Annotated in this window: 21 protein-coding genes; 9 read left to right on the forward strand and 12 right to left on the reverse strand. The window is 71.1% G+C overall.

What is annotated here, in order from left to right; genetic code table 11:
- Nucleotides 1-3 precede the first annotated feature (3 nt).
- Entirely contained in the window at nt 4-1,146 is a 1,143-nt protein-coding gene (locus A8W25_RS34360) for an NADH-quinone oxidoreductase subunit D (RefSeq protein WP_067161224.1), read from the forward strand.
- Nucleotides 1,147-1,216: 70 nt separating this feature from the next.
- On the opposite strand, the gene A8W25_RS13860 is transcribed toward A8W25_RS34360, so the two are convergent.
- The 4 genes from A8W25_RS13860 to A8W25_RS13875 all read right to left on the reverse strand — a co-directional run bounded on the left by A8W25_RS13860 (nt 1,217) and on the right by A8W25_RS13875 (nt 4,864).
- Nucleotides 1,217-2,296 (reverse strand): hypothetical protein, encoded by a 1,080-nt coding sequence (locus A8W25_RS13860; protein WP_199831733.1) that lies wholly within the window; start codon nt 2,294-2,296, stop codon nt 1,217-1,219.
- A 96-nt stretch (nt 2,297-2,392) separates the two neighbouring features.
- The gene (locus tag A8W25_RS13865; protein WP_067160491.1) at nt 2,393-3,370 is read right to left on the reverse strand and encodes an ABC transporter substrate-binding protein; all 978 of its coding nucleotides are present in this window, start codon (nt 3,368-3,370) and stop codon (nt 2,393-2,395) included.
- Nucleotides 3,371-3,491: 121 nt separating this feature from the next.
- Nucleotides 3,492-4,178, reverse strand: a complete 687-nt coding sequence (locus A8W25_RS13870; protein WP_067160494.1) for an ABC transporter permease — start codon at nt 4,176-4,178, stop codon at nt 3,492-3,494.
- Nucleotides 4,178-4,864 (reverse strand): ABC transporter permease, encoded by a 687-nt coding sequence (locus A8W25_RS13875; protein WP_067160497.1) that lies wholly within the window; start codon nt 4,862-4,864, stop codon nt 4,178-4,180. The genes A8W25_RS13870 and A8W25_RS13875 overlap by 1 nt, the downstream gene beginning before the upstream one ends.
- Nucleotides 4,865-5,063: 199 nt before the next feature.
- Between A8W25_RS13875 and A8W25_RS13880 the strand changes: the two genes are divergently transcribed.
- Complete coding sequence (locus A8W25_RS13880) at nt 5,064-6,227, forward strand: ABC transporter ATP-binding protein (RefSeq protein WP_067160499.1); 1,164 nt, start codon at nt 5,064-5,066, stop codon at nt 6,225-6,227.
- On the opposite strand, the gene A8W25_RS13885 is transcribed toward A8W25_RS13880, so the two are convergent.
- Nucleotides 6,214-7,326: an alpha/beta hydrolase gene (locus tag A8W25_RS13885; RefSeq protein WP_067160502.1), complete on the reverse strand. Its 1,113-nt coding sequence runs from the start codon at nt 7,324-7,326 to the stop codon at nt 6,214-6,216. The two genes, A8W25_RS13880 and A8W25_RS13885, sit on opposite strands and share 14 nt — an antisense overlap.
- Nucleotides 7,327-7,479: 153 nt before the next feature.
- On the opposite strand from A8W25_RS13885, the gene A8W25_RS13890 reads away from it, so the two are divergent.
- Nucleotides 7,480-9,324 carry a phosphatidylglycerol lysyltransferase domain-containing protein gene (locus A8W25_RS13890; protein ID WP_067160505.1) on the forward strand — a complete coding sequence of 615 codons (1,845 nt, stop codon included), beginning with the start codon at nt 7,480-7,482 and terminating at the stop codon, nt 9,322-9,324.
- Nucleotides 9,325-9,410: 86 nt separating this feature from the next.
- Here A8W25_RS13890 and A8W25_RS13895 read toward each other — a convergent pair whose 3' ends face one another.
- Nucleotides 9,411-10,907, reverse strand: a complete 1,497-nt coding sequence (locus tag A8W25_RS13895; RefSeq protein ID WP_067160508.1) for an MFS transporter — start codon at nt 10,905-10,907, stop codon at nt 9,411-9,413.
- A 156-nt stretch (nt 10,908-11,063) separates the two neighbouring features.
- Here A8W25_RS13895 and A8W25_RS13900 point away from each other — a divergent pair, with 156 nt between their 5' ends.
- The 6 genes from A8W25_RS13900 to A8W25_RS13925 all read left to right on the forward strand — a co-directional run bounded on the left by A8W25_RS13900 (nt 11,064) and on the right by A8W25_RS13925 (nt 14,650).
- Nucleotides 11,064-11,546, forward strand: a complete 483-nt coding sequence (locus tag A8W25_RS13900) for a MarR family winged helix-turn-helix transcriptional regulator (protein WP_067160512.1) — start codon at nt 11,064-11,066, stop codon at nt 11,544-11,546.
- Between the two features lie 42 nt (nt 11,547-11,588).
- On the forward strand, nt 11,589-12,482 hold the full coding sequence (folP, locus tag A8W25_RS13905; protein ID WP_067160514.1) for a dihydropteroate synthase: 894 nt from the start codon (nt 11,589-11,591) through the stop codon (nt 12,480-12,482).
- The gene (locus tag A8W25_RS13910; protein WP_067160517.1) at nt 12,479-12,940 is read left to right on the forward strand and encodes a nuclear transport factor 2 family protein; all 462 of its coding nucleotides are present in this window, start codon (nt 12,479-12,481) and stop codon (nt 12,938-12,940) included. The genes folP and A8W25_RS13910 overlap by 4 nt, the downstream gene beginning before the upstream one ends.
- Nucleotides 12,941-13,147: 207 nt before the next feature.
- Nucleotides 13,148-13,507, forward strand: coding sequence for a dihydroneopterin aldolase (gene folB / locus A8W25_RS13915; protein WP_067160520.1), 360 nt, complete (start codon nt 13,148-13,150; stop codon nt 13,505-13,507).
- Nucleotides 13,504-14,118, forward strand: coding sequence for a 2-amino-4-hydroxy-6-hydroxymethyldihydropteridine diphosphokinase (folK, locus tag A8W25_RS13920; protein ID WP_067160523.1), 615 nt, complete (start codon nt 13,504-13,506; stop codon nt 14,116-14,118). Before folB ends, folK begins: the two co-directional genes overlap by 4 nt.
- 49 nt (nt 14,119-14,167) lie before the next feature.
- Nucleotides 14,168-14,650 carry a DUF3180 domain-containing protein gene (locus A8W25_RS13925; RefSeq protein ID WP_067160526.1) on the forward strand — a complete coding sequence of 161 codons (483 nt, stop codon included), beginning with the start codon at nt 14,168-14,170 and terminating at the stop codon, nt 14,648-14,650.
- Nucleotides 14,651-14,786: 136 nt separating this feature from the next.
- Here the strand turns inward: A8W25_RS13925 and folE are convergent, their stop codons facing one another.
- The 6 genes from folE to dacB form a co-directional block, all read right to left on the reverse strand.
- Complete coding sequence (folE, locus tag A8W25_RS13930; RefSeq protein ID WP_067160530.1) at nt 14,787-15,392, reverse strand: GTP cyclohydrolase I FolE; 606 nt, start codon at nt 15,390-15,392, stop codon at nt 14,787-14,789.
- A gap of 107 nt (nt 15,393-15,499) precedes the next feature.
- Nucleotides 15,500-17,527 carry an ATP-dependent zinc metalloprotease FtsH gene (gene ftsH / locus A8W25_RS13935; protein ID WP_067160533.1) on the reverse strand — a complete coding sequence of 676 codons (2,028 nt, stop codon included), beginning with the start codon at nt 17,525-17,527 and terminating at the stop codon, nt 15,500-15,502.
- 181 nt (nt 17,528-17,708) lie between these two features.
- Complete coding sequence (hpt, locus tag A8W25_RS13940; protein WP_067161225.1) at nt 17,709-18,248, reverse strand: hypoxanthine phosphoribosyltransferase; 540 nt, start codon at nt 18,246-18,248, stop codon at nt 17,709-17,711.
- Nucleotides 18,249-18,293: 45 nt separating this feature from the next.
- Nucleotides 18,294-19,364 (reverse strand): tRNA lysidine(34) synthetase TilS, encoded by a 1,071-nt coding sequence (gene tilS, locus A8W25_RS13945; RefSeq protein ID WP_067160535.1) that lies wholly within the window; start codon nt 19,362-19,364, stop codon nt 18,294-18,296.
- 209 nt (nt 19,365-19,573) lie between these two features.
- Nucleotides 19,574-20,713, reverse strand: a complete 1,140-nt coding sequence (locus A8W25_RS13950; protein ID WP_067160538.1) for a zinc-dependent metalloprotease — start codon at nt 20,711-20,713, stop codon at nt 19,574-19,576.
- Nucleotides 20,714-20,767: 54 nt separating this feature from the next.
- Nucleotides 20,768-22,198 (reverse strand): D-alanyl-D-alanine carboxypeptidase/D-alanyl-D-alanine-endopeptidase, encoded by a 1,431-nt coding sequence (gene dacB, locus A8W25_RS13955; RefSeq protein WP_067160540.1) that lies wholly within the window; start codon nt 22,196-22,198, stop codon nt 20,768-20,770.
- Nucleotides 22,199-22,285: the final 87 nt, after the last annotated feature.

The raw sequence follows: 22,285 nt of genomic DNA on the forward strand, positions 1-22,285 counted from the left end.
CCCATGACGGAGACCACGGTCGGCATCGGCGGCGCGGCGGAGAGCACCGACATGGTGCTCAACATCGGCCCCCAGCACCCCTCCACCCACGGCGTCCTCCGCCTCCGCATCGTCCTCGACGGCGAACGCATCCAGCACGCCGAACCGGTCGTCGGCTATATGCACCGCGGCGCCGAGAAGCTCTTCGAGGCGCGCGACTACCGCCAGATCGTCATGCTCGCCAACCGCCACGACTGGCTCTCCGCCTTCTCCAACGAGCTCGGCGTGGTCATGGCCGTCGAGCGCATGCTCGGCATGGAGGTCCCCGAGCGCGCCGTCTGGACCCGTACGCTCCTCGCCGAGCTGAACCGCGCGCTCAACCACCTGATGTTCCTCGGGTCGTACCCCCTCGAACTGGGCGGAATCACCCCGATCTTCCACGCCTTCCGCGAGCGCGAAGAGCTCCAGCACGTGATGGAGGAGGTCTCCGGCGGGCGTATGCACTACATGTTCAACCGCGTCGGCGGCCTCAAGGAGGACCTCCCGCTCGGCTGGCTCGGCCGCGTCCGCGACGCCGTCGCCGCCGCCAACTCGCGGATGGACGTGTACGACCGGCTCGTCCTCGGCAACGAGATCTTCCGCGGCCGCACCCGCGGCGTCGGCGTCCTGTCCCAGGAGGCCGTGCACGCGTACGGCGTCAGCGGCCCCATCGCCCGCGGCTCCGGCGTCGACTTCGACCTGCGCCGCGACGAGCCGTACCTCGCGTACGGCGAACTCCAGGACACCCTGCGGGTCGTCACCCGCACCGAGGGCGACTGCCTGGCCCGGTTCGAGGTGCTTCTCGAACAGACCCACAACTCCCTGGAGCTGGCCGCCGCCTGCCTCGACCGGCTCGCCGAGCTGCCGCCCGGCCCGATCAACCAGCGGCTGCCGAAGGTCCTGAAGGCCCCCGAGGGCCACACCTACGCCTGGACCGAGAACCCGCTCGGCATCAACGGCTACTACCTGGTCAGCAAGGGCGAGAAGACCCCGTACCGGCTCAAGCTCCGCTCGGCCTCGTACAACAACATCCAGGCCCTCACCGAGCTCCTCCCGGGCACCCTGGTCGCCGACATGGTCGCCATCCTGGGCTCGCTCTTCTTCGTCGTCGGCGACATCGACAAGTAGCGCGTACGAGCAAGCGGAAGGGGGCCCGGCGCTCAAGGCGCCGGGCCCCCTTCCGTACGTTCTCGACGACCTACGAGATCGCCGTCCGCAGCACCGCCACGTCCAGCTGCTCCGTCTCGTCGTGCACCGTCAGATCGATGACGTTGCCCACGACCCGCTCGGGGCCGGGGTGCGGCCGCTCGGCCAGGACCTCCTCGCCGACCACGTCGGCCAGGTCCTCCCCCGCGGCGGCCTCTATCGCGGCCTCGACCGCCTCCTTCTCGGCGGCCTCCTTCTCGGCCGCGGTGCCGAAGAAGTCGAAGCTGCCCTCGGGGCGTACGACGGGACGGGCGACGTACGGAACCACCGCCGCCGCGACCGGCTTCGGTGCCGCGGGCAGCGCGGGAAGGGCGGCGGACGACGGGCGGACGTGCTCCCCGCTCCCGTCGGCCGCCGCGCGCTTCCCCTGCGGCTCCTGTGACCCGTGTGACCCCTGCGCCTCCTGCGACTGTGCCTCCTGCGGCCCCTTGGCCTCGCGGGGGGCGGGCGGCTGGACCGCCTTGCGCGCCGCCCCGCGTGCCACCTCCACCGCCGCGGCCGCGCTGCGCGCCTCCTGGGCACGGCGCGCGTACGGCAGGTTCTCCAGCGCCTTGGAGGCCGCCGCGTACGCGGCGGGCGTCGGCGTACTGGCCGCGGCGGGCAGCGCCTTGGGGGCGCCGGCCTCCAGGGCGAGCCGGCGGCGGCTCTCCAGGACGCTCGCCCGCTCGGTCTCCGCCGTCGCGTACCGCCGCAGCAGGGCCGCGTGTTCGCCGCGCAGCCCGGCCAGCTCCATGCGCTTGGCACGGAGCTTGGCGTCCAGACGGCCGCGCAGCTCGCGCGACTCCTCCAGATCCGCCTCCAGTTCGGCGATCCGCTCCTCGGTGCGCCACTGGTCGGCGGCGCGCGAGCGGGTCAGCTCGGCGACCCGGCGCCCTGCGGCCCGGTCCCAGCCGCGCATCAGCACCGAACCGGTGACGGCGGCCACCGCGGCGGCGGCGGCCAGGCTCCGCAGCGCCACGGGCTGATCGAACAGCCAGGCGCCACCGGCGCACAAGACAGCGGCGCCGGCGACGGCCGACGGAGGAAGGAGCCGGTGAAGAGGAGGGGAATGGCGGTGGCGTCCACGTGGCATGGCCTGAAATTTACCGTGCGTAGACGCCCAATGGAGCCCCAGCCCGCCAATCTCCCGAATCTTCTCGCAACCGCCTTCCGCGGGCCCCGGCTTTCGCTACTTCTTGATCAGTCCCTTCGACCGGAGATAGTCCTTCGCGACGTCGGCGGGCTTCGCCCGCTCCGCGTCCACCTTGCGGTTCAGTTCGACGAGATCACCCGTCGTCAGCGCCTTGGTGAGCTTCGCGAGCGCGTCGGCTATCTCCTGGCCGCCCGCTTCCTTCGCATTGACCACGGGAAGGACGTTGTCCGCGTTCTGGAGCTTCTTGTCGTCCTCCAGGAGCACCAGGCCGTACTGGTCCAGGGTGGCGTCGGTCGTGGTGGTCAGCACCAGCTGGTCGACGCCGTCCTTGACCGCCTGCTTGGCCTGCGGGGTGCCGACGCCCTTGGGGTCGATACCGCCGACCTCGATGCCGTACGTGGACTTCAGGCCCGGGGCGCAGAAGGGGCGGACGGTGCACTCGTCGCCCGCCGCGACCTTGACCTTGACCTTCGACTTCCCCAGATCGGAAAGCGTCTTGAGGTTGTTCTTGGTGGCGAATTCCTTGGTCACCGCGAACGCGTTCTGGTCGACCGCCGCGCCCGCCGGGAGCACCTTCAGACCGCGCGGGGCGGCGAGCTTGGTGAGCTCGGCGACCGTCGCGGCCGCGTCGCTGGAGGCGAGCGGCTTGTCCTTGGCCTTCTCGCCGTTCACCTTGGCGTTGAGGAATTCGGTAAGCGTAGCCGCGTATTCCGGAACGACGTCGATCTCACCCTTCTCCAGGGCTGGTTCGTACAGTTCGCGGTTCTTCACCGTGGTGACCGAGGTGCCGTATCCGGCGTCGCGCAGGATCTGGGAGTAGAGCTCGGCGAGGACGGCGGACTCGGTGAAGCCGGCGGCGCCGACGGTGAGCGAGCCCTTCTTGCCGCCCCCGCCGCTACTCGCGCCGCTACCGCCCTTGTCCTTCTCCAGGCTGTCGCCGCCGCACGCGGCCAGCGAGCCGGCCAGCGCCAGCGTGCCCAGCACCGCACCGGCCGTGCGCAGGATCTTGCTCATGAACGTTCACCATCCGAGAGTTCGTAAGTCCGACGTGTTGGGGGTTCGACGTGTGGGGGGCGAGGCGTGGGGGCCCGAGGTGTGCCCGGCCCTGGTCCCGGGCGCTACGAAGCGGGGGGCGTCACTGCGCCGCGCTCCCCCTCCGCACCGCGCGCAGCGGGCTGAACAGCCGGTCGGCCACCACCAGCACGCCCTCGACCAGCAACGCGAGCAGCGCGGCGAGGATCGCCCCCGCGACCACCTGCGGTGTGTTGTACGTGGCGAACCCGGCCGTGATGATCCGGCCGAGACCACCGAGCCCCACCATGGAGGCGATCGTCGCCGTCGCCACCACCTGCACCGCGGCCGACCGCACCCCGATCATGATCAACGGGTAGGCGAGCGGCAGCTCCACCCGGGCGAACAGCTGGCCGCCCGACATCCCCATCCCGCGCGCGGCCTCCACCACCGACCGGTCCACCTCTCGCATGCCCACATACGCGTTGGTCAGCAGCGGCGGCACCGCGAAGAGCACCAGCGCGATGATCGTCGGCGCGTACCCCGCCTTGCGCAGCGGTGTGAGCATCAGCAGCGCGAGCACCGCGAACACGGGCACCGCCCGGCCCACGTTGGAGATGTTGACCGCGAGCGCCCCGCCCCGCCCGATGTGCCCGAGCCACAGCGCGAGCGGCAGCGCGATCGCGCACGCCACCAGCAGCGCGACGCCGCTCACATACGCGTGCTCCGCCAGGCGGTGCCAGGCGCCGTCGTCGCCCGACCAGTTGGACCCCGTCGTCAGCCAGGTCCAGGCGTCGGCCATGACCCCCATCAGCGCGCCCCCGCCGTCGTCCGTATCCGTGTCCACGGCGTGAGCAGGCGCTGGAGGCCGAGCAGCAGCAGGTCGGCCACGAGCGCGAGCAGCACGCACAGCACCGAGGCGGTGAGCACCTGCGCCTTGAACGTGGACTGCACGCCGTCGCCTATGAGGTTGCCCAGGCCGCCCTTGCCGACCACCGAGCCGACCGTGGTCAGCGCCACCGTCGACACCGTCGCGATCCGCACACCGGCCAGCAGCGCGGGCAGCGCGAGCGGCAGCTCCACCTCGAACAGCAGCCGTATCCGTCCGTACCCCATCCCCCGGGCCGCCTCGCGCACTTCGGACGGGACGGCTTCGAGGCCGGCCAGGATGTTCCGTACGAGGATCGTCAGCGAGTAGAGCACCAGGCCGGTGACCACCAGTGAGGCGGAGAGCCCGAACACCGGCAGCAGCAGCGAGAACATCGCCAGCGACGGCACCGTGTAGAGCACGGTCGTCAGGGTCAGGACCGCGCCCGCGACCGCTCGGCGGCCGCGCGCGAGCAGCGCCAGCGGAAAGGCGATCAGCAGCCCGATCAGCACCGAGGCCACCGTGATCCAGATGTGCTGGACCGTGGCGTCGGTCAGCTCGTGGCTGCGGGAGCGCACGTACTCCCAGCAGATCCAGTCGTTGCGCACCAGGCAGTTCTGCGCGCTCACCGTCCCCCACCTCCCCCGCCGGATCCCGTGAATCCCGACCGATTCCCCGGCCGGGTCCCCCGACCGAACGTCTGTCTGGCGACCCTAACCCCCGCCACTGACAATCACCGAGGGCCGGTGGGCGGATCCCCGCATCGAACACAGGGCGGCAACATGGGGTTCACACAGCCACGCTCACCACCGGCCACAATGGGGAACCATGATCCGATTCGAGCACGTCAGCAAGCGGTACGCCGACGGCACCACCGCCGTCGACGACCTCTCCTTCGAGGTGGCCGAGGGGGAACTGGTCACGCTCGTCGGGCCGTCCGGCTGCGGCAAGACCACCACGATGAAGATGGTGAACCGGCTGATCGAGCCCACCGAGGGCCGGATATTCCTGGACGGCGAGGACATATCCACCGTCGATCCGGTCCAACTGCGGCGCCGTATCGGCTATGTCATCCAGCAGGTCGGGCTCTTCCCGCACAAGACGGTCCTGGAGAACACCGCGACCGTCCCGCACCTGCTCGGCGTCAAGCGCGCCAAGGCCCGTGCGCGCGCGGCCGAACTGCTCGACCTGGTCGGCCTCGACCCCAAGGTGCACGGGGCGCGCTACCCCGAGCAGCTCTCCGGCGGCCAGCGCCAACGGGTGGGCGTGGCACGGGCGCTGGCGGCCGACCCGCCGGTGCTGCTGATGGACGAGCCGTTCGGCGCGGTCGACCCGGTGGTGCGCGAGCGGCTGCAGAACGAGTTCCTCAAGCTCCAGTCGCAGGTCCGCAAGACCGTCCTGTTCGTCACCCACGACATCGAGGAGGCGGTCCGCCTCGGCGACCGCATCGCGGTGTACGGGCAGGGGCGCATCGAGCAGCTGGACGCCCCGGCGACGGTGCTCGGCACCCCCGCGACGCCCTATGTCGCGGACTTCGTCGGCGCCGACCGGGGGCTCAAGCGGCTCTCGGTGACGCCCATCGAGGAGGGCGACCTGGAGCAGCCGCCGGTGGTGCGGCTCGACGACCCGCTCCCCCGCGACCTCGGCGCCCCCTGGGCGGTGGTCCTGGACTCCTCCGGCGATCTGCACGGCTGGATCTCCGCCGAGCGGGCCGCACTGGCCGGCGAGGGGACCCGCAAGGCGACCGTGCGCGAGCACGCCCGACGGATGGAGGCCTGGCTGCCGCTGGGCGCCTCGCTCAAGCAGGCGTTCGCGACGATGCTCCAGCACGACGCGGGGTGGATCGCGGTCATCGACCACGAGGGGACGGGCCGCTTCCTCGGTGTGCTCACCCCGGCCCGGCTGCACGAGGCGCTGCGCCGCTCGATCGACGCCGACGCCCAGGCCGTCCCCCGTACGGAAGTGGAAGTGGAGTCGATCAGTTCGCGCTGAGGCGGCCGCTGATCCACTCCAGGACGGGCGGGATCTCCCGCCGCCAGGTGTTGAAGTTGTGCCCGCCGCTGTCGAGCGTGATCGACGAGACGCGCGCGGGCGACTTCACCTTCTCGATGAACTTCAGCGTCGGCTTGAGGTTGTCCTCGCCCGACTTGGAGCTGGTGACCAGGAACGAGGACTTGCCCTGCGTCACGTGGTCGAGCGACCACAGCAGGTTGGAACGATTCTTCGCGGCCTTGTCGCCGTGGAAGAGATCACCGGTGGTCGGGTCGCTGGCGGCCTTGTAGTACGCGGAGAGGCCGGCGCTGGCGCCGAAGATCTCCGGGTGGTGGATGCCGATCTTCAGCGCGCAGTAGCCGCCGGTCGAGTTCCCGATGAAGCCCCAGTTCTGCGGCTTGGTGCCGACCCGGTAGGTCTCGGAGACGGCCTTGGGAAGGTCCTTGGCGAAGAAGGTCTCGGTCTGCGGGCCGCCCGGGACGTCCACGCACTCGGTGTCACGCGGCGGCGCCACCGTCGGGCGCATCATCACGAGGATCATGGGCTGCGCCTTCTTCTGCTTGACCTGCGCCCATGCCGTCTTCGGGTACTTCAGCCCCTTGATCAGGTTCTCCGCGGTGCCCGGATAGCCGGTCAGCACCACGGCCGCCGGGAACTTCTGGTTCTCGTACTTCTTCTGGAAGTACTCGGGAGGCAGATAGACGTAGGCGGGGCTGGCTATTTTGGACCGCTGCCCCTGGACGACCACCTTCTGGATCTCACCTCCCGCGGCGGGGTTGCCGGCACTGGGGGTGTCGGGCTTCTGCTTCCCCGTGACCTTGATGTCCTTGGTTCCCGCGGAGTGGTCCACGACCACTCCCATGCCGTTCTCCTGGCCGAACAGGTCCGCCCACGAGCCGTAGAAGAGGAAGGAGTTGTTGGCCGCGAGGCCCACCGAGGCGAAGAGCATCAGCTGAGTGCCGAGGAGCAGGCCGATCCGGCCCAGGACGGCCCGCCAGCTGCGGTTGGCCAGCTTCGGCCAGAGCCAGATGGTGAGCGCGAACAGCACCACCGCCAACACGACGGCGAGCGCCAGAACCTTGTTGCTCGTGAGACCCATGAGTCGTCGAAACTTTCTGACTGAGATTTTCCTGAGACCGAGGGAACCCGCCCCCGGGATGTGCCGTCCTAGAGGTCGCAAATTGTCCGGAACACAGTGGCGACCTTGTCAGTGTGGCGGACAACAGAATCTCTCGCGGAGTCACGGGAAGCGATGTCTGTCAGGATAGATGGGGACAAAAAGGGTTCGGTTCCGGCCGGCGCGCGCAAAGTCCTCCGCGGACCGCGCCCCGATTCGGTTCCTTCACTGGTCGGCACGGCCGCGACGTTCGTCGGCCTGCTCAACATCGCCGCCGGCATCTTCCCGCGCTTCCGCGCCAGCCGGATGCACGCCGTCAGCGAGGTCCTGCCCGGCACGACGGGCCCCTTCACGGCGGCCCTCGCCCTCAGCACCGGCGTGCTGCTGCTGCTCCTGGCGCACGGCCTGAAGCGGCGCAAGCGACGGGCCTGGCGGGCCGCGGTCGCCCTGCTGCCGATCGGCGCGGTGGCCCAGTTCCTCTACCGGCACTCGATCGTCGGCGTACTGATCTCGATCGCGCTGCTGGTGCTGCTGGTCAGGCACCGCGCCGAGTTCACCGCGCTGCCCGACCCGCGCAGCCGCTGGAAGGCGCTGGCCAACTTCATCCTGCTCGGCTCCGGCTCGCTGGGCCTCGGCCTGGTGATCGTCTCGGTCCACCCGGGCCGGGTCGTCGGCAACCCGTCGATCGCCGACCGCATCCAGCACGTGATGTACGGCCTGTTCGGCTTCGAGGGCCCCGTCGAGTACGCGGGCGACACCAGCTGGACCGTCGCCTATTCGCTGGGCGCGCTCGGCCTGCTGACCGCGATCACCACCATCTACCTGGCCTTCCGCCCCGAGCACCCGGCCGCCCGGCTCACCGAGGACGACGAGCGCCAGCTGCGCGACCTGCTCGCCAAGCACGGCGCCCGCGACTCGCTCGGCCACTTCGCGCTGCGCCGCGACAAGGCCGTCGTCTTCTCCCCCAGCGGCAAGGCCGCCGTCACCTACCGCGTCGTCTCCGGTGTGATGCTCGCCTCGGGCGACCCGATCGGCGACGTCGAGGCCTGGCCCGGCGCCATCGAGCGGTTCATGGACGAGGCCAAGGCCCACTCCTGGACCCCCGCCGTGGTCGGCTGCTCGGAGACGGGCGGCGAGGTGTGGACCCGCGAGACCGGGCTCGACGCCCTGGAACTGGGCGACGAGGCGGTGGTGGACGCCGCGGATTTCTCCCTGTCCGGGCGCGCCATGCGGAACGTACGCCAGATGGTCAAGCGCATCGAGCGCAATGGCTACGAAACCCGCGTACGGCGCGTCCGTGATCTCTCCGTAGGTGAGCTGGAACGGATTCAGCGGGCCGCCGAAGCCTGGCGCGGCACCGACACCGAGCGCGGCTTCTCCATGGCGCTCGGGCGGATCGGCGACCCGGACGACGGTGACTGCGTGATCGCCACCGCCCACAAGGCCGACGACGACGGCTCGGGCGAGCCGGGGCCGTACGGCGACCTGAAGGCCATGATTCACTTCGTCCCCTGGGGTACCGACGGAATGTCGCTGGAGCTCATGCGCCGCGACCGGTCCGCCGACCCGGGCATGAACGAGCTGCTGATCGCCGCCTCGCTCCAGGCCGCCCCGAAGCTCGGCATCGAGCATGTCTCGCTCAACTTCGCGATGTTCCGTTCGGCCCTGGCGCGCGGCGAGAAGATCGGCGCCGGCCCGGTGCTGCGACTCTGGCGCGGACTCCTTGTCTTCTTGTCCCGCTGGTTCCAGATTGAGTCGCTCTACAAGTTCAACGCAAAGTTCCAGCCACGCTGGGAGCCGCGCTTCATGGTCTACCGCGCCCACGGCGACCTGCCGCGCATCGGCTTCGCGGTGATGCAGGCGGAGGGCTTCGTGAACGTGGGCCTGCCGCGCCCCTTCGCCCGCTTCAGCCGCCGCCGGCGCCCGTGCGCCCACCTCACATCGAGGGAGGCGGAGCGCACGGTACGGGCGGCGCTGTAGCCGACGACCGAAAAAGCTGTAGCCGACGGCTGTAGCCGACGACCGAAAAAAAGGGGGCCCGGGGAAATCCCCGGGCCCCTTTCGTCTTACGCGGACGCGGTCTCCGCCTCAGCCACCTTCTCGGGCTCGGCGGCGGCCACCGCCTCCTCCTTGGGCCGGCGGTCGGAGTGGAGCCCGACCAGGGCCACCACGACGACCATTAGGAACGCGGCCCCCGCAAGGGCGAAGCTCAGCGTGAACTGGCTCTCCTGCGGCAGCGCCGGCACCCCGGCGGGCAGGTGCTCGATCGTCTTCGACGCGAGCAGCGACGTGATCACCGCACTGGCGATCGCGCTGCCGACCGACCGCGAGATCGAGTTGATGCCGTTGGCGATGCCCGTCTGGTGGTGCGGGACGCTCGCCACGATCAGCGCGGGCATCGCCGCGTAACCGAAGCTGATGGCGACACCGATCACCATGCCGGCCAGGATCACCGAGGCGCTGGAGTCGTGCGCGCCGGTCAGCCAGGCGAAGCCGATGACACCGAACGCGGCACCGGCCGTCAGCGTGAAGCGGGCGCCGATGCGGCGCACCAGCATCCCGCCGGCCTGGGCGGCGAGCAGCGACATGATCGTGGTGGGCAGCAGGTACTCGACGGAGGCGCGCAGCACCGAGGCGGTGAAGCCGTAACCGGTGACCTTCTCCGGCATCTGCACCAGGTACGAGACGCCGATGAACTGCGAGAACATCGCGAAGCCGAGCAGCAGACCGGCCAGGTTGGTGAAGAGCACCGGGCGGTGGGCGAACATCTTCATGTCCACCATGGGCGCCTTGACCTTGCGCTCGACGAGGACCCAGACCCCGGCCATGACGACGGAGGTGGCGAACAGGCCGAGCGTACGGACCGAGGTCCAGCCCCACTCGTGGCCCTGCGAGATCGGCAGCAGCAGAAGGACCAGGACCGCGGCCAGCGTCGCGGCGCCGAGCCAGTCGGTGCGCCCGCCGGGCTTGTGGCGCGAGGCCGGGACGCCCGCGACGACGGCGACCAGGGCGACGACGGCGAGCACGGCGGCCAGCCAGAAGACGCGGTGGTAGTCGGGGTGGTCGCCCTGCGTCAGCAGGCCGGCGCCCACCAGGGCGAGGCCGCTGCCGAACGCCAGGGTGCCGCTGACCAGCGCCATCGCGCCGTGCAGCTTCTCCGGGCGGATCTCCTCGCGCAGCACCGAGAGGGCCAGCGGGAAGATCGCGGTGGCGGCGCCCTGCATGACCCGGCCGACGATCAGCCAGAGCAGCGAGCTGGTGGTGGCCGCGAGGACGGAGCCCGCGACCATCAGCACCAGGACGCCTATGAGCGTGGGCTTCTTGCCGTGCATGTCGCCGAAGCGGCCGAGCAGCGGGGTGAAGACGGCGGCGGACAGGAGGGTCGCGGTGGTGACCCAGCTGACGTTGGCGGTGGAGGTGCCGAGGTCGTTCTGGATGATGCCGAGGATCGGCACGACCAGGGTCTGCATCATCGAGACGACCATGGCGGCCAGCCCGAGGACCAGGACGAGCGCGGGACCGCCGGTGGGGCGCGTGGGCGCCACGTGATGTGTGGGAGTCACGGTTTCTTCCGTAGGAGTACGTAGGGAGGGGTTCGCCCGAGGTCGTCGATCCGGCAGATGCTTGACTACCTCAAGTGCTTGATTACCCCAAGCAACTAGAGTGACGGTAAACCTCAAAGGTTGAGATCGTCAAGTTTCTCGCGGTAAGGTGGCGTCATGTCTGGAACCAGCCGCCCGGCCGCCGTGACCGACGCCGTCACGAACGACGCGCTCATGGACGCCCTCTGGGACTCCCTGGCGGACTACTACGGCGACTTCACCACCGCCGCATCCGAGGCCGGCCTCACCGCCAGCCAGGCCAAGGCCCTCACCGTGCTGCGCCGCGGCCCCGCCGCCATGCGCTCGCTCGCCACCACGCTGCACTGCGACGCCTCCAACGTCACCGGCATCGTGGACCGCCTCGAAAGCCGGGGCCTGGTCCGCCGCGAACCCAGCCCCACCGACCGCCGGGTCAAGAACGTCCTCCTTACCGAGGAGGGCCTCCGGGCCGTCGAGACGGTCCGGGCCGGCATGCACGGCACCCACAGCGCCCTGGACGCCCTGGACGGCACCGACCGCGGCGCCCTGCACGAACTGCTGCGGCGCCTGTTCACCGGCCCCGCCACCCGCCCCGGCACCGGCCCGAGGACCGTCGGCTGACGTCTGGTCCGAGGACCACCGGCTGACGCCTACGCTGGACGTATGAGTACGTTGCGCCGACGGGGCACGGTGACCGGGCTGCCCGAGTGGGACCGCTGTGCGGTCATGGGCGTGGTCAACGTCACGCCCGACTCCTTCTCCGACGGCGGCCGCTGGTTCGACACCGCGGCCGCGGTCAAGCACGGCCTCGCCCTCGTCGCCGAGGGCGCCGACCTGGTGGACGTCGGCGGCGAGTCGACCCGCCCCGGCGCCACCCGCGTCGACGAGGACGAGGAGCTGCGCCGGGTCGTTCCCGTGGTGCGCGGCCTGGCCGCCGAAGGCGTCACCGTCTCCGTCGACACCATGCGCGCCAGCGTCGCCGAACAGGCCGTCGCCGCAGGCGCGTTGCTGGTCAACGACGTCAGCGGCGGCCTCGCCGACCCGGACATGATTCCGGTCGTGGCCGCCACCGAAGCCCCCTTCGTCGTCATGCACTGGCGGGGCTTCAGCCAGGACATGAACAGCCGCGCGGTCTACGCGGACGTGGTCGGCGAGGTCGTCGCCGAGCTCCACGCGCGCGTGGAGGCCGTCGTCGCCGGGGGCATCGCCCCCGAGCGGATCGTCATCGACCCCGGCCTCGGCTTCGCCAAGCAGGCCGAGCACGACCTCGCGCTCGTCGCCCACCTGGCCGAGCTGCGCGCCCTGGGCCGCCCCCTGCTCGTCGCCGCCTCCCGCAAGCGGTTCCTTGGCCGTGTGCTGGCCGGGGACGGCTCCGGCCCGCCCCCCGCCCGCGAACGGGACGCCGCCACGGCCGCCGTCTCCGCCATCGCCGCCCACGAGGGCGCCTGGGCGGTCCGGGTCCACGAGGTCCGCGCCACCGCCGACGCGGTACGCGTCGCGCGCGCGGTCGAAGGCGCCTCGGGCAGCCCGGCCGGGCCCACCGAGGGGACCGCGTGACGGCCCGCACCGACGTCGAGGCCGTCGAGCAGGCCAACACCGCGTTCTACGAGACGCTGGAGCGCGGCGACTTCGACGAGCTCTCCGAGCTGTGGCTGAGCGCCACCGACGCCGGTGACACCTCGATCTCCTGCGTCCACCCCGGCTGGCCGGTCCTCTCCGGCCGCGGCGAGGTGCTCCGCTCGTACGCGCTGATCATGGCGAACACGGAGTACATCCAGTTCTTCCTCACCGACGTGAAGGTCGTCATCCTCACCGACACCGCCCTGGTCACCTGCACCGAGAACATCCTCAGCGGCGGCCCCGCCCAGGAGAGCGGCGAGCTCGGACCGCTGGTGGGCCAGCTCGTGGTCGCCACCAATGTGTTCCGCCGCACACCCGAGGGCTGGAAGCTCTGGTCCCACCACGGCTCCCCCGTGCTCGCCGAGACGGGCGACGACGAGGGGTCCGAGGACTGAAGCCCGGGCTTCGGGTGGTTGAAGACGGAGCTTGTGAGGATTGAAACAGGGGTCTCGGGGTAGGGGCGGGTACCAGTCCCGACGCCGTCTGTCCATAGCCCCCGTGGGCGAGCGTTGTCAGTGCTCGCAGGTAGATTCGATGGTGGGTACGGCGCCGCCCGCACGCGGCGGGTGCCCGACCGACCAACGACAGCAGGAGTGATTCGCGTGGATCGTGTCGCGCTGCGCGGCCTCAAGGCCCGCGGGCACCATGGCGTCTTCCCCCGGGAGCGCGAAGAGGGCCAGACCTTCATCGTGGACCTGGTGCTCGGCCTCGACACCCGCCCCGCGGCGGCCGACGACGACCTGGCGAAGACCGTGCACTACGGAGTGGTGGCCGAGGAAGTCGTGGACGTCATCCAGGGCGAGCCGGTCGACCTGATCGAGACGCTGGCCGAGCGCATCGCCCAGCAGTGCCTGAAGCACGCGGGGGTCCAGCAGGTGGAGGTGTGCGTCCACAAGCCGGACGCACCGATCACCGTCCCCTTCGACGACGTGACCATCACCATCACCCGGAGCCGAGTATGACTGTGTTCTCCCACGAGAGCCCGCAGAGCGACCCGACCGTGCAGCCGGTGCCCGCCTCCGTGGTCGAGCAGGTGGACGCGGCCGACATCACCCTGTCCAACCCGCAGCGGGCCGTGATCTCCCTCGGCTCCAACCTCGGCAACCGACTGGAGACCCTCCAGGGCGCGATCGACGCGCTGGAGGACACGCCGGGCCTGCGGGTCAAGGCGGTCTCCCCGGTGTACGAGACGGAGCCGTGGGGCGTCGCCCCGGGTTCCCAGCCGTCGTACTTCAACGCGGTGGTCGTGGTGAAGACGACCCTCCCGCCCGGCTCGCTCCTGGAGCGCGGCCAGGCCATCGAGGAGGCCTTCGACCGGGTCCGCGAGGAGCGCTGGGGCCCGCGCACGATCGACGTGGACATCGTTGCCTACGCCGATCTCATCGTGGACGACCCGGTCCTGACGCTGCCCCACCCGCGCGCCCACGAGCGGGCGTTCGTCCTCGCCCCCTGGCAGGACGTGGACCCGGAGGCCCAGCTCCCCGGCCGCGGCCCGGTCGCCACCCTGCTCGCCGCGATCGGCCGCGAAGGCGTCCTCCCCCGCGCCGACCTGGAACTCCGCCTGCCCGAGTAGTCGTTAGGCTGCTGACGGCGAGTAGGTTTCGAGTGAAGGGCACTCTTCGGTGAAACAACTGAGGCTGGGCGTACTGGCGGGAGTCTTCGCCGTCGCCGGAGTGCTCTCCTGGGCAGGGGCCCGGCTGTGGGACTCCCTGGGCACCCTGCCGAGCGTCCCGCTGGCCGCGCCGATCGTGCTGGCCGTGATCGCGGTCATCCTGCTCGCCACGGCCCTGTCCATCCGCTCCCGGCTGCGCGCCCAGCGCGAGCGCCGCCCCGGCGCCAAGGGCGTAGAGCCCCTGATGGCGGCCCGCGCCGTGGTCTTCGGCCAGTCCAGCGCCCTGGTCGCCGCACTGGTCTGCGGGATGTACGGCGGGACGGGCGTCTTCCTGCTCGGCTCCCTGGACATCCCGGCCCGCCGCGACCAGGCGATCTACGCGGGCTTCTCGGTGGCGGCGGGCATCGCGGTGGTAGCGGCGGCGTTCTTCCTGGAACGCGTCTGCAAACTCCCGGACGACGAGGACGAGGGGAAGGCGCCGGCGGCGCAGTAGGGGCGCGGGGCCGGGACGGGACCAAGCTGCCCCGTCCGGGCGCACCGCACCCCCTTGAGGGGCGCGGGAAACCGCGCGACCGGCCCAAGGGGGTCCGCAGCCGGACAACCCCGCCCCCTGCGGGGCGAAGCCGGTCTCAGCGCGCCATGATGAGGCTCATCGCCTCGGCCCGGGTCGCGGGGTCCCGCAACTGCCCGCGAACGGCAGAAGTGATCGTCTTGGCGCCGGGCTTGCGCACACCCCGCATCGTCATGCACATGTGCTCGCACTCCACGACCACGATGACGCCGCGCGGCTCAAGGATCTCCATCAGCGAGTCCGCGATCTGCGTGGTCAGGCGCTCCTGGACCTGGGGTCGGCGCGCGTACACATCGACCAGCCGGGCCAGCTTCGACAGCCCCGTGATCTTCCCGTCCGCCGACGGGATGTACCCGACGTGGGCCACGCCCACGAACGGCACCAGATGGTGTTCACAGCTGCTCATGACTTCGATGTCCTTCACCAGGACCATCTCGTCGTGGCCGAGGTCGAACGTCGTCGTCAGCACGTCCTGGGGCTTCTGCCACAGACCCGCGAATATCTCCCGGTACGCCCGCGCCACCCGCGCCGGCGTCTCCTGCAGACCCTCGCGGTCCGGGTCCTCGCCGACCGCGATGAGGAGCTCGCGCACGGCGTTCTCGGCCCGCTTCTCGTCGAACTCGCCGATGCGGCCCTCGCCGTCCAGCGTCACCGGGTCGGTCATCTGTGCCTCGTTCCTCGTTCGTCTGCACGGGCGTACGAAAGCGCCGCGCCCCCACAGGCTAAAACCTGGGGGGCGCGGCGTGCATTCCGGGTCCGAGGAGCCGGGAGTCAGCTCTCGGGGCGGTCCTCCGCGCCCGGGACCTGCTCGGTCGGGACCGAGTCGGTCGGGGCCGCGCCGTTGGCGGTCGAGGCGCCGTTGGTCAGGGCCAGCTCCCTGGGCGACAGGACCGGAGGGCGGGTCGACGGCGTACGCCGCGACGAGCCCGTCCAGGCCGGACGCGCGGGGCGCCGCACGATCGGGGCGAAGATCTCGGCGATCTGCTCCTTGCCCAGCGTCTCCTTCTCCAGGAGCTGCAGGACCAGGCTGTCGAGAACGTCTCGGTTCTCGACCAGGATCTCCCACGCCTCGTTGTGCGCGGTCTCGATGAGCTTCTTGACCTCTTCGTCGACCAGCGCCGCGACCTCTTCCGAGTAGTCGCGCTGGTGCGCCATCTCACGGCCCAGGAACGGCTCCGTGTTGTCGCCGCCGAACTTGATCGCGCCGAGCCGCTCGGTCATGCCGTACTGCGTGACCATCGCGCGCGCGGTGGTCGTGGCCTTCTCGATGTCGTTCGCCGCGCCCGTGGTCGGGTCGTGGAAGACGAGCTCCTCGGCCGCGCGCCCGCCCAGCATGTAGGCGAGCTGGTCGAGCATCTCGTTGCGCGTGGTCGAGTACTTGTCCTCGTCCGGCAGGACCATCGTGTAGCCGAGGGCCCGGCCGCGCGAAAGGATCGTGATCTTGTGGACCGGGTCCGAGTTCGGGGAAGCCGCCGCGACCAGGGCGTGTCCGCCCTCGTGGTACGCGGTGATCTTCTTTTCCTTGTCGGACATGATCCGGGTCCGCTTCTGCGGGCCCGCCACGACGCGGTCGATCGCCTCGTCCAGCATGTGGTTGTCGATCAGCTTCTGGTTGCTGCGCGCCGTGAGGAGCGCCGCTTCGTTCAGCACGTTCGACAGGTCGGCGCCGGTGAAGCCGGGGGTGCGCCGGGCGACGGCCGCGAGGTCGACGTCCGGGGCGACCGGCTTGCCCTTCTGGTGGACCTTGAGGATCTCCAGACGGCCCTGCATGTCCGGGCGGTCGACCGCGATCTGGCGGTCGAAGCGGCCGGGGCGCAGGAGGGCCGGGTCGAGGATGTCGGGCCGGTTGGTGGCGGCGATCAGGATGACGCCGCCCTTCACGTCGAAGCCGTCCATCTCGACGAGCAGCTGGTTGAGCGTCTGCTCGCGCTCGTCGTGGCCGCCGCCGAGGCCCGCACCGCGGTGCCGGCCGACGGCGTCGATCTCGTCGACGAAGACGATCGCCGGGGCGTTCGCCTTGGCCTGCTCGAAGAGGTCACGGACGCGCGAGGCGCCGACGCCGACGAACATCTCGACGAAGTCCGAGCCGGAGATCGAGTAGAAGGGGACGCCGGCCTCGCCCGCGACGGCGCGCGCGAGGAGGGTCTTGCCGGTGCCGGGCGGGCCGTACAGCAGCACGCCCTTGGGGATCTTGGCGCCGACGGCCTGGAACTTCGCCGGCTCCTGGAGGAACTCCTTGATCTCGTGGAGCTCCTCGACGGCCTCGTCGGCCCCGGCCACGTCCGCGAACGTCGTCTTCGGGGTGTCCTTGGTGATGAGCTTCGCCTTGGACTTCCCGAAGTTCATGACCCGGGAGCCGCCGCCCTGCATCTGGTTCATCAGGAACAGGAAGACGACGACGATGAGGACGAAGGGGAGCAGCGAGAGCAGGATCCCCACGATCGGGTTCTGCTTCGAGGGGGAGACCGTGTAGCCCTTGGTCAGGTCTCCGCTGTCGAACTTGCCCTGCAGCTTGTTGGCCAGGCTGGTGCCCTGGGCGTCGCCGATGTAGCTCGCCTGGATCTTGTTGGCGCCCTTGACCTTCTGGCCGTCCTTGAGGTCGACCTTGATGACCGACTCGTCGCCGGTCGTGATCTTGGCTTCGTCTACCTGGTTCTTGTCGATCGCCTGGACCACCTCAGAGGTGTCCACCGTCTTGTAGCCGCCCGACGAGCCGACGACCTGCATCAACACGACCACGGCGAGGACGGCCAGCACGATCCACATGACCGGCCCACGGAAGTATCGCTTCACGTCCATCCATACGGAGCGAGAACGCCCCGTCCCTCCTGCCCGTAGGTAAATGCTGCTGTGAGAAAAGACTGTTCTTCGGACGGTACCCCAGCATTGTCACCCGCGGCCGCAAGGGACGGCTGGCAAACCCGCCTTCCCAAGCTCCAACGCGGGAAGGGGGCTGAGGGTTCCCGTCAGGGTTCCCGGCTCAGCCGCCGTAGACGTGCGGAGCGAGCGTCCCGACAAAGGGGAGATTGCGGTACTTCTCGGCGTAGTCAAGGCCGTAACCGACGACGAATTCATTCGGAATGTCGAATCCGATCCACTTCACGTCGATCGCGACCTTTGCGGCATCCGGCTTACGGAGCAGCGTGCAGACCTCAAGAGAGGCGGGCTCGCGGGATCCGAGGTTGGAGAGCAGCCAGGACAGCGTGAGGCCGGAGTCGATGATGTCCTCGACGATCAGGACGTGCTTGCCCTTGATGTCGGTGTCGAGGTCCTTGAGGATCCGGACGACGCCGGAGGACTGGGTGCCCGCGCCGTAGGAGGAGACGGCCATCCAGTCCATGGTGACCGGGGTGGACAGCGCGCGCGCCAGGTCCGCCATGACCATCACGGCACCCTTGAGGACGCCGACGATCAGGAGGTCCTTGCCCGCGTACTCCGCGTCGATCTTCGCGGCCAGCTCGGCCAGCTTGGCGTCGATCTCTTCCTTGGTGATGAGCACCGACTGGAGGTCGGTGCCCATGTCCTTCTCGTTCACCCGGGCCACTTTCGTTGTACGTACGTGAGCTCAGCTCTGCCGGATGACCAGTCTGCCACCCTGCCGCCGTGCCTCGACGCGCCCGGGGAGGTTGATGGCCCGCTGGCCGCGCCAGCCCGTGATCAGGCGGTCGACCTCCTCGACGTGGCGGGCGAAGAGCGAGCCGGCGGGGGAACCGGCGTGGATGAGGGCCTTGCGCAGCACCCGGCGGCGGACCGCGGCGGGCAGTGCGTAGAGCTTTCCGCACAGCAGCTCGCCGGCCTCGTCCCGTACCGAGGGGTCGGCCTCGGCGGCCCAGGCGTCCAGGGCGTCGGCGTCGTCGCGGGAGAGCTCGGCGGTGCGCGCCAGGGCCTCCATGACGCCCTTGCCGAGCGCCTTCTCCAGGGCGGGCAGGCCCTCGTGGCGCAGCCGGGAGCGGGTATAGGCGGGGTCGGCGTTGTGCGGGTCGTCCCAGACGGGCAGCGACTGGACCAGGCACGCCTTGCGGGCGGTGTGCCGGTCGAGCTGGAGGAAGGGGCGGCGGTAGCGGCCGTGGGCGCCGGAGACGGCGGCCATGCCGGACAGGGAGCGGGTGCCCGAACCGCGGGCGAGGCCGAGCAGAACCGTCTCCGCCTGGTCGTCGCGGGTGTGGCCGAGCAGGACCGCGGCAGCGCCGTGGCGCTCGGCGGCGGCGTCCAGGGCGGCGTAGCGGGCGTCCCGGGCGGCGGCCTCGGGGCCGCCCACGCGGCCCACCTTCACGGCGACGGCCTCGACCGGGTCGAGCCCCATCGCGGTGAGCCGGGCGGCGACCTCGGCGGCGCGCTGGTCGGAGCCGGCCTGCAGGCCGTGGTCGACGGTGACGGCGCCGGCGCGGACGGAGAGCTTGCGGGATTCGAAGGCGAGGGCGGAGGCGAGCGCCATGGAGTCGGCGCCGCCCGAGCAGGCGACGAGGACCAGGGGGCCGTCGGCGCCGCCCTCGCGCGCGGGGTCGCGCGGAATGTCGAGGGGGGTGGTGGGGGGCGGGGTGCGGCCGTCGTGGAGGACGAGCGCGTCGTGCAGTACGTCGTGGAGTACGCGGCGGACCGCCAGGCGTATCGCCGCGACCGCAGGATGGGGACCCATGTCCGGTGCCCTTCGGTGAAGTTGGGGGGTGCCTCGGGACGAGGGAAGAGATCGGTCACACAGAGTGCGTAGATGGTGACAGAACCGAGCCGATACCCGAGCATTGCACGCCTACCCATGCCCTACGGTCCCTCGGATGGGTGATCCTGCGCATTTCCGGGGGACAGCTGTGGGCCCCGGGTACGTGGGTGCGGTCGGCGCTCGTGCGGTCAGCCCTCTGCCTTGCGGTGCACCCGCGCGACCCAGTCCGCCGGTTTGGCGATCTCCGCCTTGGTCGGGAGCGTGTTGGGCGAGGTCCAGACCCGGTTGAAGCCGTCCATGCCGACCTGGTCGACGACCGCCCGTACGAACCGCTCGCCGTCGCGGTACTGGCGCAGTTTGGCGTCGAGGCCGAGCAGCTTGCGCAGGGCCTGGTCGAGGCGGGAGGCGCCCTTGGCGCGGCGCTGCTGGAACTTCTCGCGGATCTCGGCCACCGAGGGCACGACCTGCGGTCCCACGCCGTCCATCACGAAGTCCGCGTGGCCCTCCAGGAGCGACATCACCGCGGTGAGCCGGCCGAGGATCTCCCGCTGGGCCGGGGTCTGCACCAACTCGACCAGGGAGCGGCCGCTGTCGCCCTCCTCGCCCTCGGGGCGGCTTCCGGTGAGCGACTGGGCGGCCTCGCGCAGCCGCTCCAGGACGGTCATCGGGTCGACGTCGGTCTCACCGAGGAATGACTGGATTTCACCCTCCAGGTGGTCGCGCAGCCAGGGCACACCGGTGAACTGGGTGCGGTGGGTCTCCTCGTGCAGACACACCCAGAGCCGGAAGTCGTGCGGGTCCACGTCGAGCTCGCGCTCCACGTGGACGATGTTGGGGGCGACCAGGAGCAGGCGCCCGCCGCCGTTCTTCCCGGCCGGGAACTCGCGGGTGGCGGGCGCGAACGTCTCGTACTGCCCGAGTACGCGCGAGGACAGGAAGCTGAGCAGCATCCCGAGCTCCACACCGGTGACCTTGCCGCCGACCGCGCCGAGCACGGCGCCGCCCGCGCCGCCGCCCCGGCGCTCCTGCATCTTGTCGAGCAGCGGCTTCAGGACCGCCCGGAACCCGGCCACGTTGGCCTTGACCCAGCCGGCGCGGTCGACCACGAGGACGGGGGTGTCGGCGGGGCGGGCGCTCTCCGGGATCATCCGGGTGAAGGCCCGCACGTGTTCTTCCGAGGCCTTGGCGTGCCGGCGCAGCTCCGCGACGACGGCGCGTGCCTCGTCCCGGCTCACGTCGGGGCCCGGCCTCACCAGTCGGGTCGCGGTCGCCACCGCGAGGTTCCAGTCGACCATCCCAGCAGAAGCAGCACCACCGATGCCTGTCATGCGTCAACCGTACGTTGTCCTCTCCTGCGGGGAGGAGGGTTGACGCCTTGGCGTTTACGGGGCGGACGACGCGGAACCGGACCCGCAGCCGCAGCGGGCCAGCCGCTCGGCGAGCCGGTCGAGGGCGCGCTGGGCGGCGTCGGGGCCGGGGGTGTCCGAGGCGAGGAAGGCGAAGGTGAGCAGATGGCCGTCGGCGTCCACGACGGTGCCCGCGAGCGCGTTGACGCCGGAGAGGGTGCCGGTCTTGGCGCGGACGAGGCCGGTGCCCCCGGAGGCGGCCCCGTAGCGGCCGCGCAGGGTGCCGGTGAACCCGGCGACCGGCAGACCGGTGAGGACCGGGCGCAGCTCCGGGTGGGCGGGGTCGGCGGCGCGGGCCAGCAGCAGGGTCAGCAGCTGGGCGCTGACCCGGTCGTCGCGGTCGAGGCCGCTGCCGTCGGCGAACCGGGCGGCGGCGGCCTGCGGCAGGCCGAGGGCCGCGAGCCGGTCGGCCACCGCCTTCGCGGCCCCGTCGAAGTCGGCGGGCTGCCCGGCGGCGATCGCGGTCTGGCGGGCGAGCGCCTCGGCGAGGTCGTTGTCGCTGTTGGTCAGCATCCGCTCGACCAGGTCGGACAGCGGCGCGGAGAGGGTGCGGGCGAGCTCGGCGGCGCCCTGCGGGGCCTTCCCCGGGCGGGGCGCGCTCGCGGTGACGCCGCGCTCGCGCAGCAGCGAGGCGAACGTACGGGCGGTGTCGCCCGCCGGGTCCCCGGTGCGCGGCGCGGGGCCGCTGTCGCTGCCGTCCACGCGTCCCTCGTCGGTCATCAGGGCGACGACGGGCGCGATGTTCTCGTTCGGGCCGATGGGGTGCAGCTCGGGGCCGCTGTAGCGGGAGAGGTCGTAGGTGAGGGACGCGTCGGCGACGCCCCGGGTGCGCAGGGCGCGGGCGGTGGCGTCGGCGAGGGCGCGCAGACCGTCCCTGCCGAGCGTGGGGTCGCCGCCGCCGACCAGGGTGAGCGCGTTGCCCGTGGCGGGGGCGACGACGGTGGTGGGGATGCGGTGGCCGGGGCCGAGCGCCGACAGGGCGGCGACCGCGGTGGCGATCTTGACGGTGGAGGCGGGCGTCATGGCGGTGTCCGCGCGCTGCCCGTAGAGCTGCTTGCCGGTGGCCGTGTCGTACACGGCGGCCGCGGGCCGCGGGCCGAGGCCGGGCGAGGCGAGCAGGGGGCCGAGGACCTGGTCGAGCGCGGTGTCCGCCACGGCGTTCGCGGGGGCGTTCGCGGGGGCGCCAAGCGCGGTGAGCACGCCCCTCGCGCTGGGCGCGGGCGCCGGTACGGGGGGCGCGCCCAGGTGATGTGCGCCACCTGTTCGCCGGTGAGCCGCTGCGCGGTCGCGCTCCGCCGTACGCTGACCGGAGTCCCAGGGACCGGCCGTGGCCACCGCTCCGGCCGCCACCGCCAGGCCTACCGCAGCCGCACCCGCCGTGAGCTGCCATGTCTTGGGTCCCGGCACCGAGGACCAGCCCCTTTCGCGATCACACACCTGCGTGAGGGACACTTAATCACCAGAACTGCGTCTTGCCGCGAACATGGCACTCCG

Source organism: Streptomyces sp. ERV7, assembly GCF_001653515.1.
GTDB lineage: Bacteria > Actinomycetota > Actinomycetes > Streptomycetales > Streptomycetaceae > Streptomyces.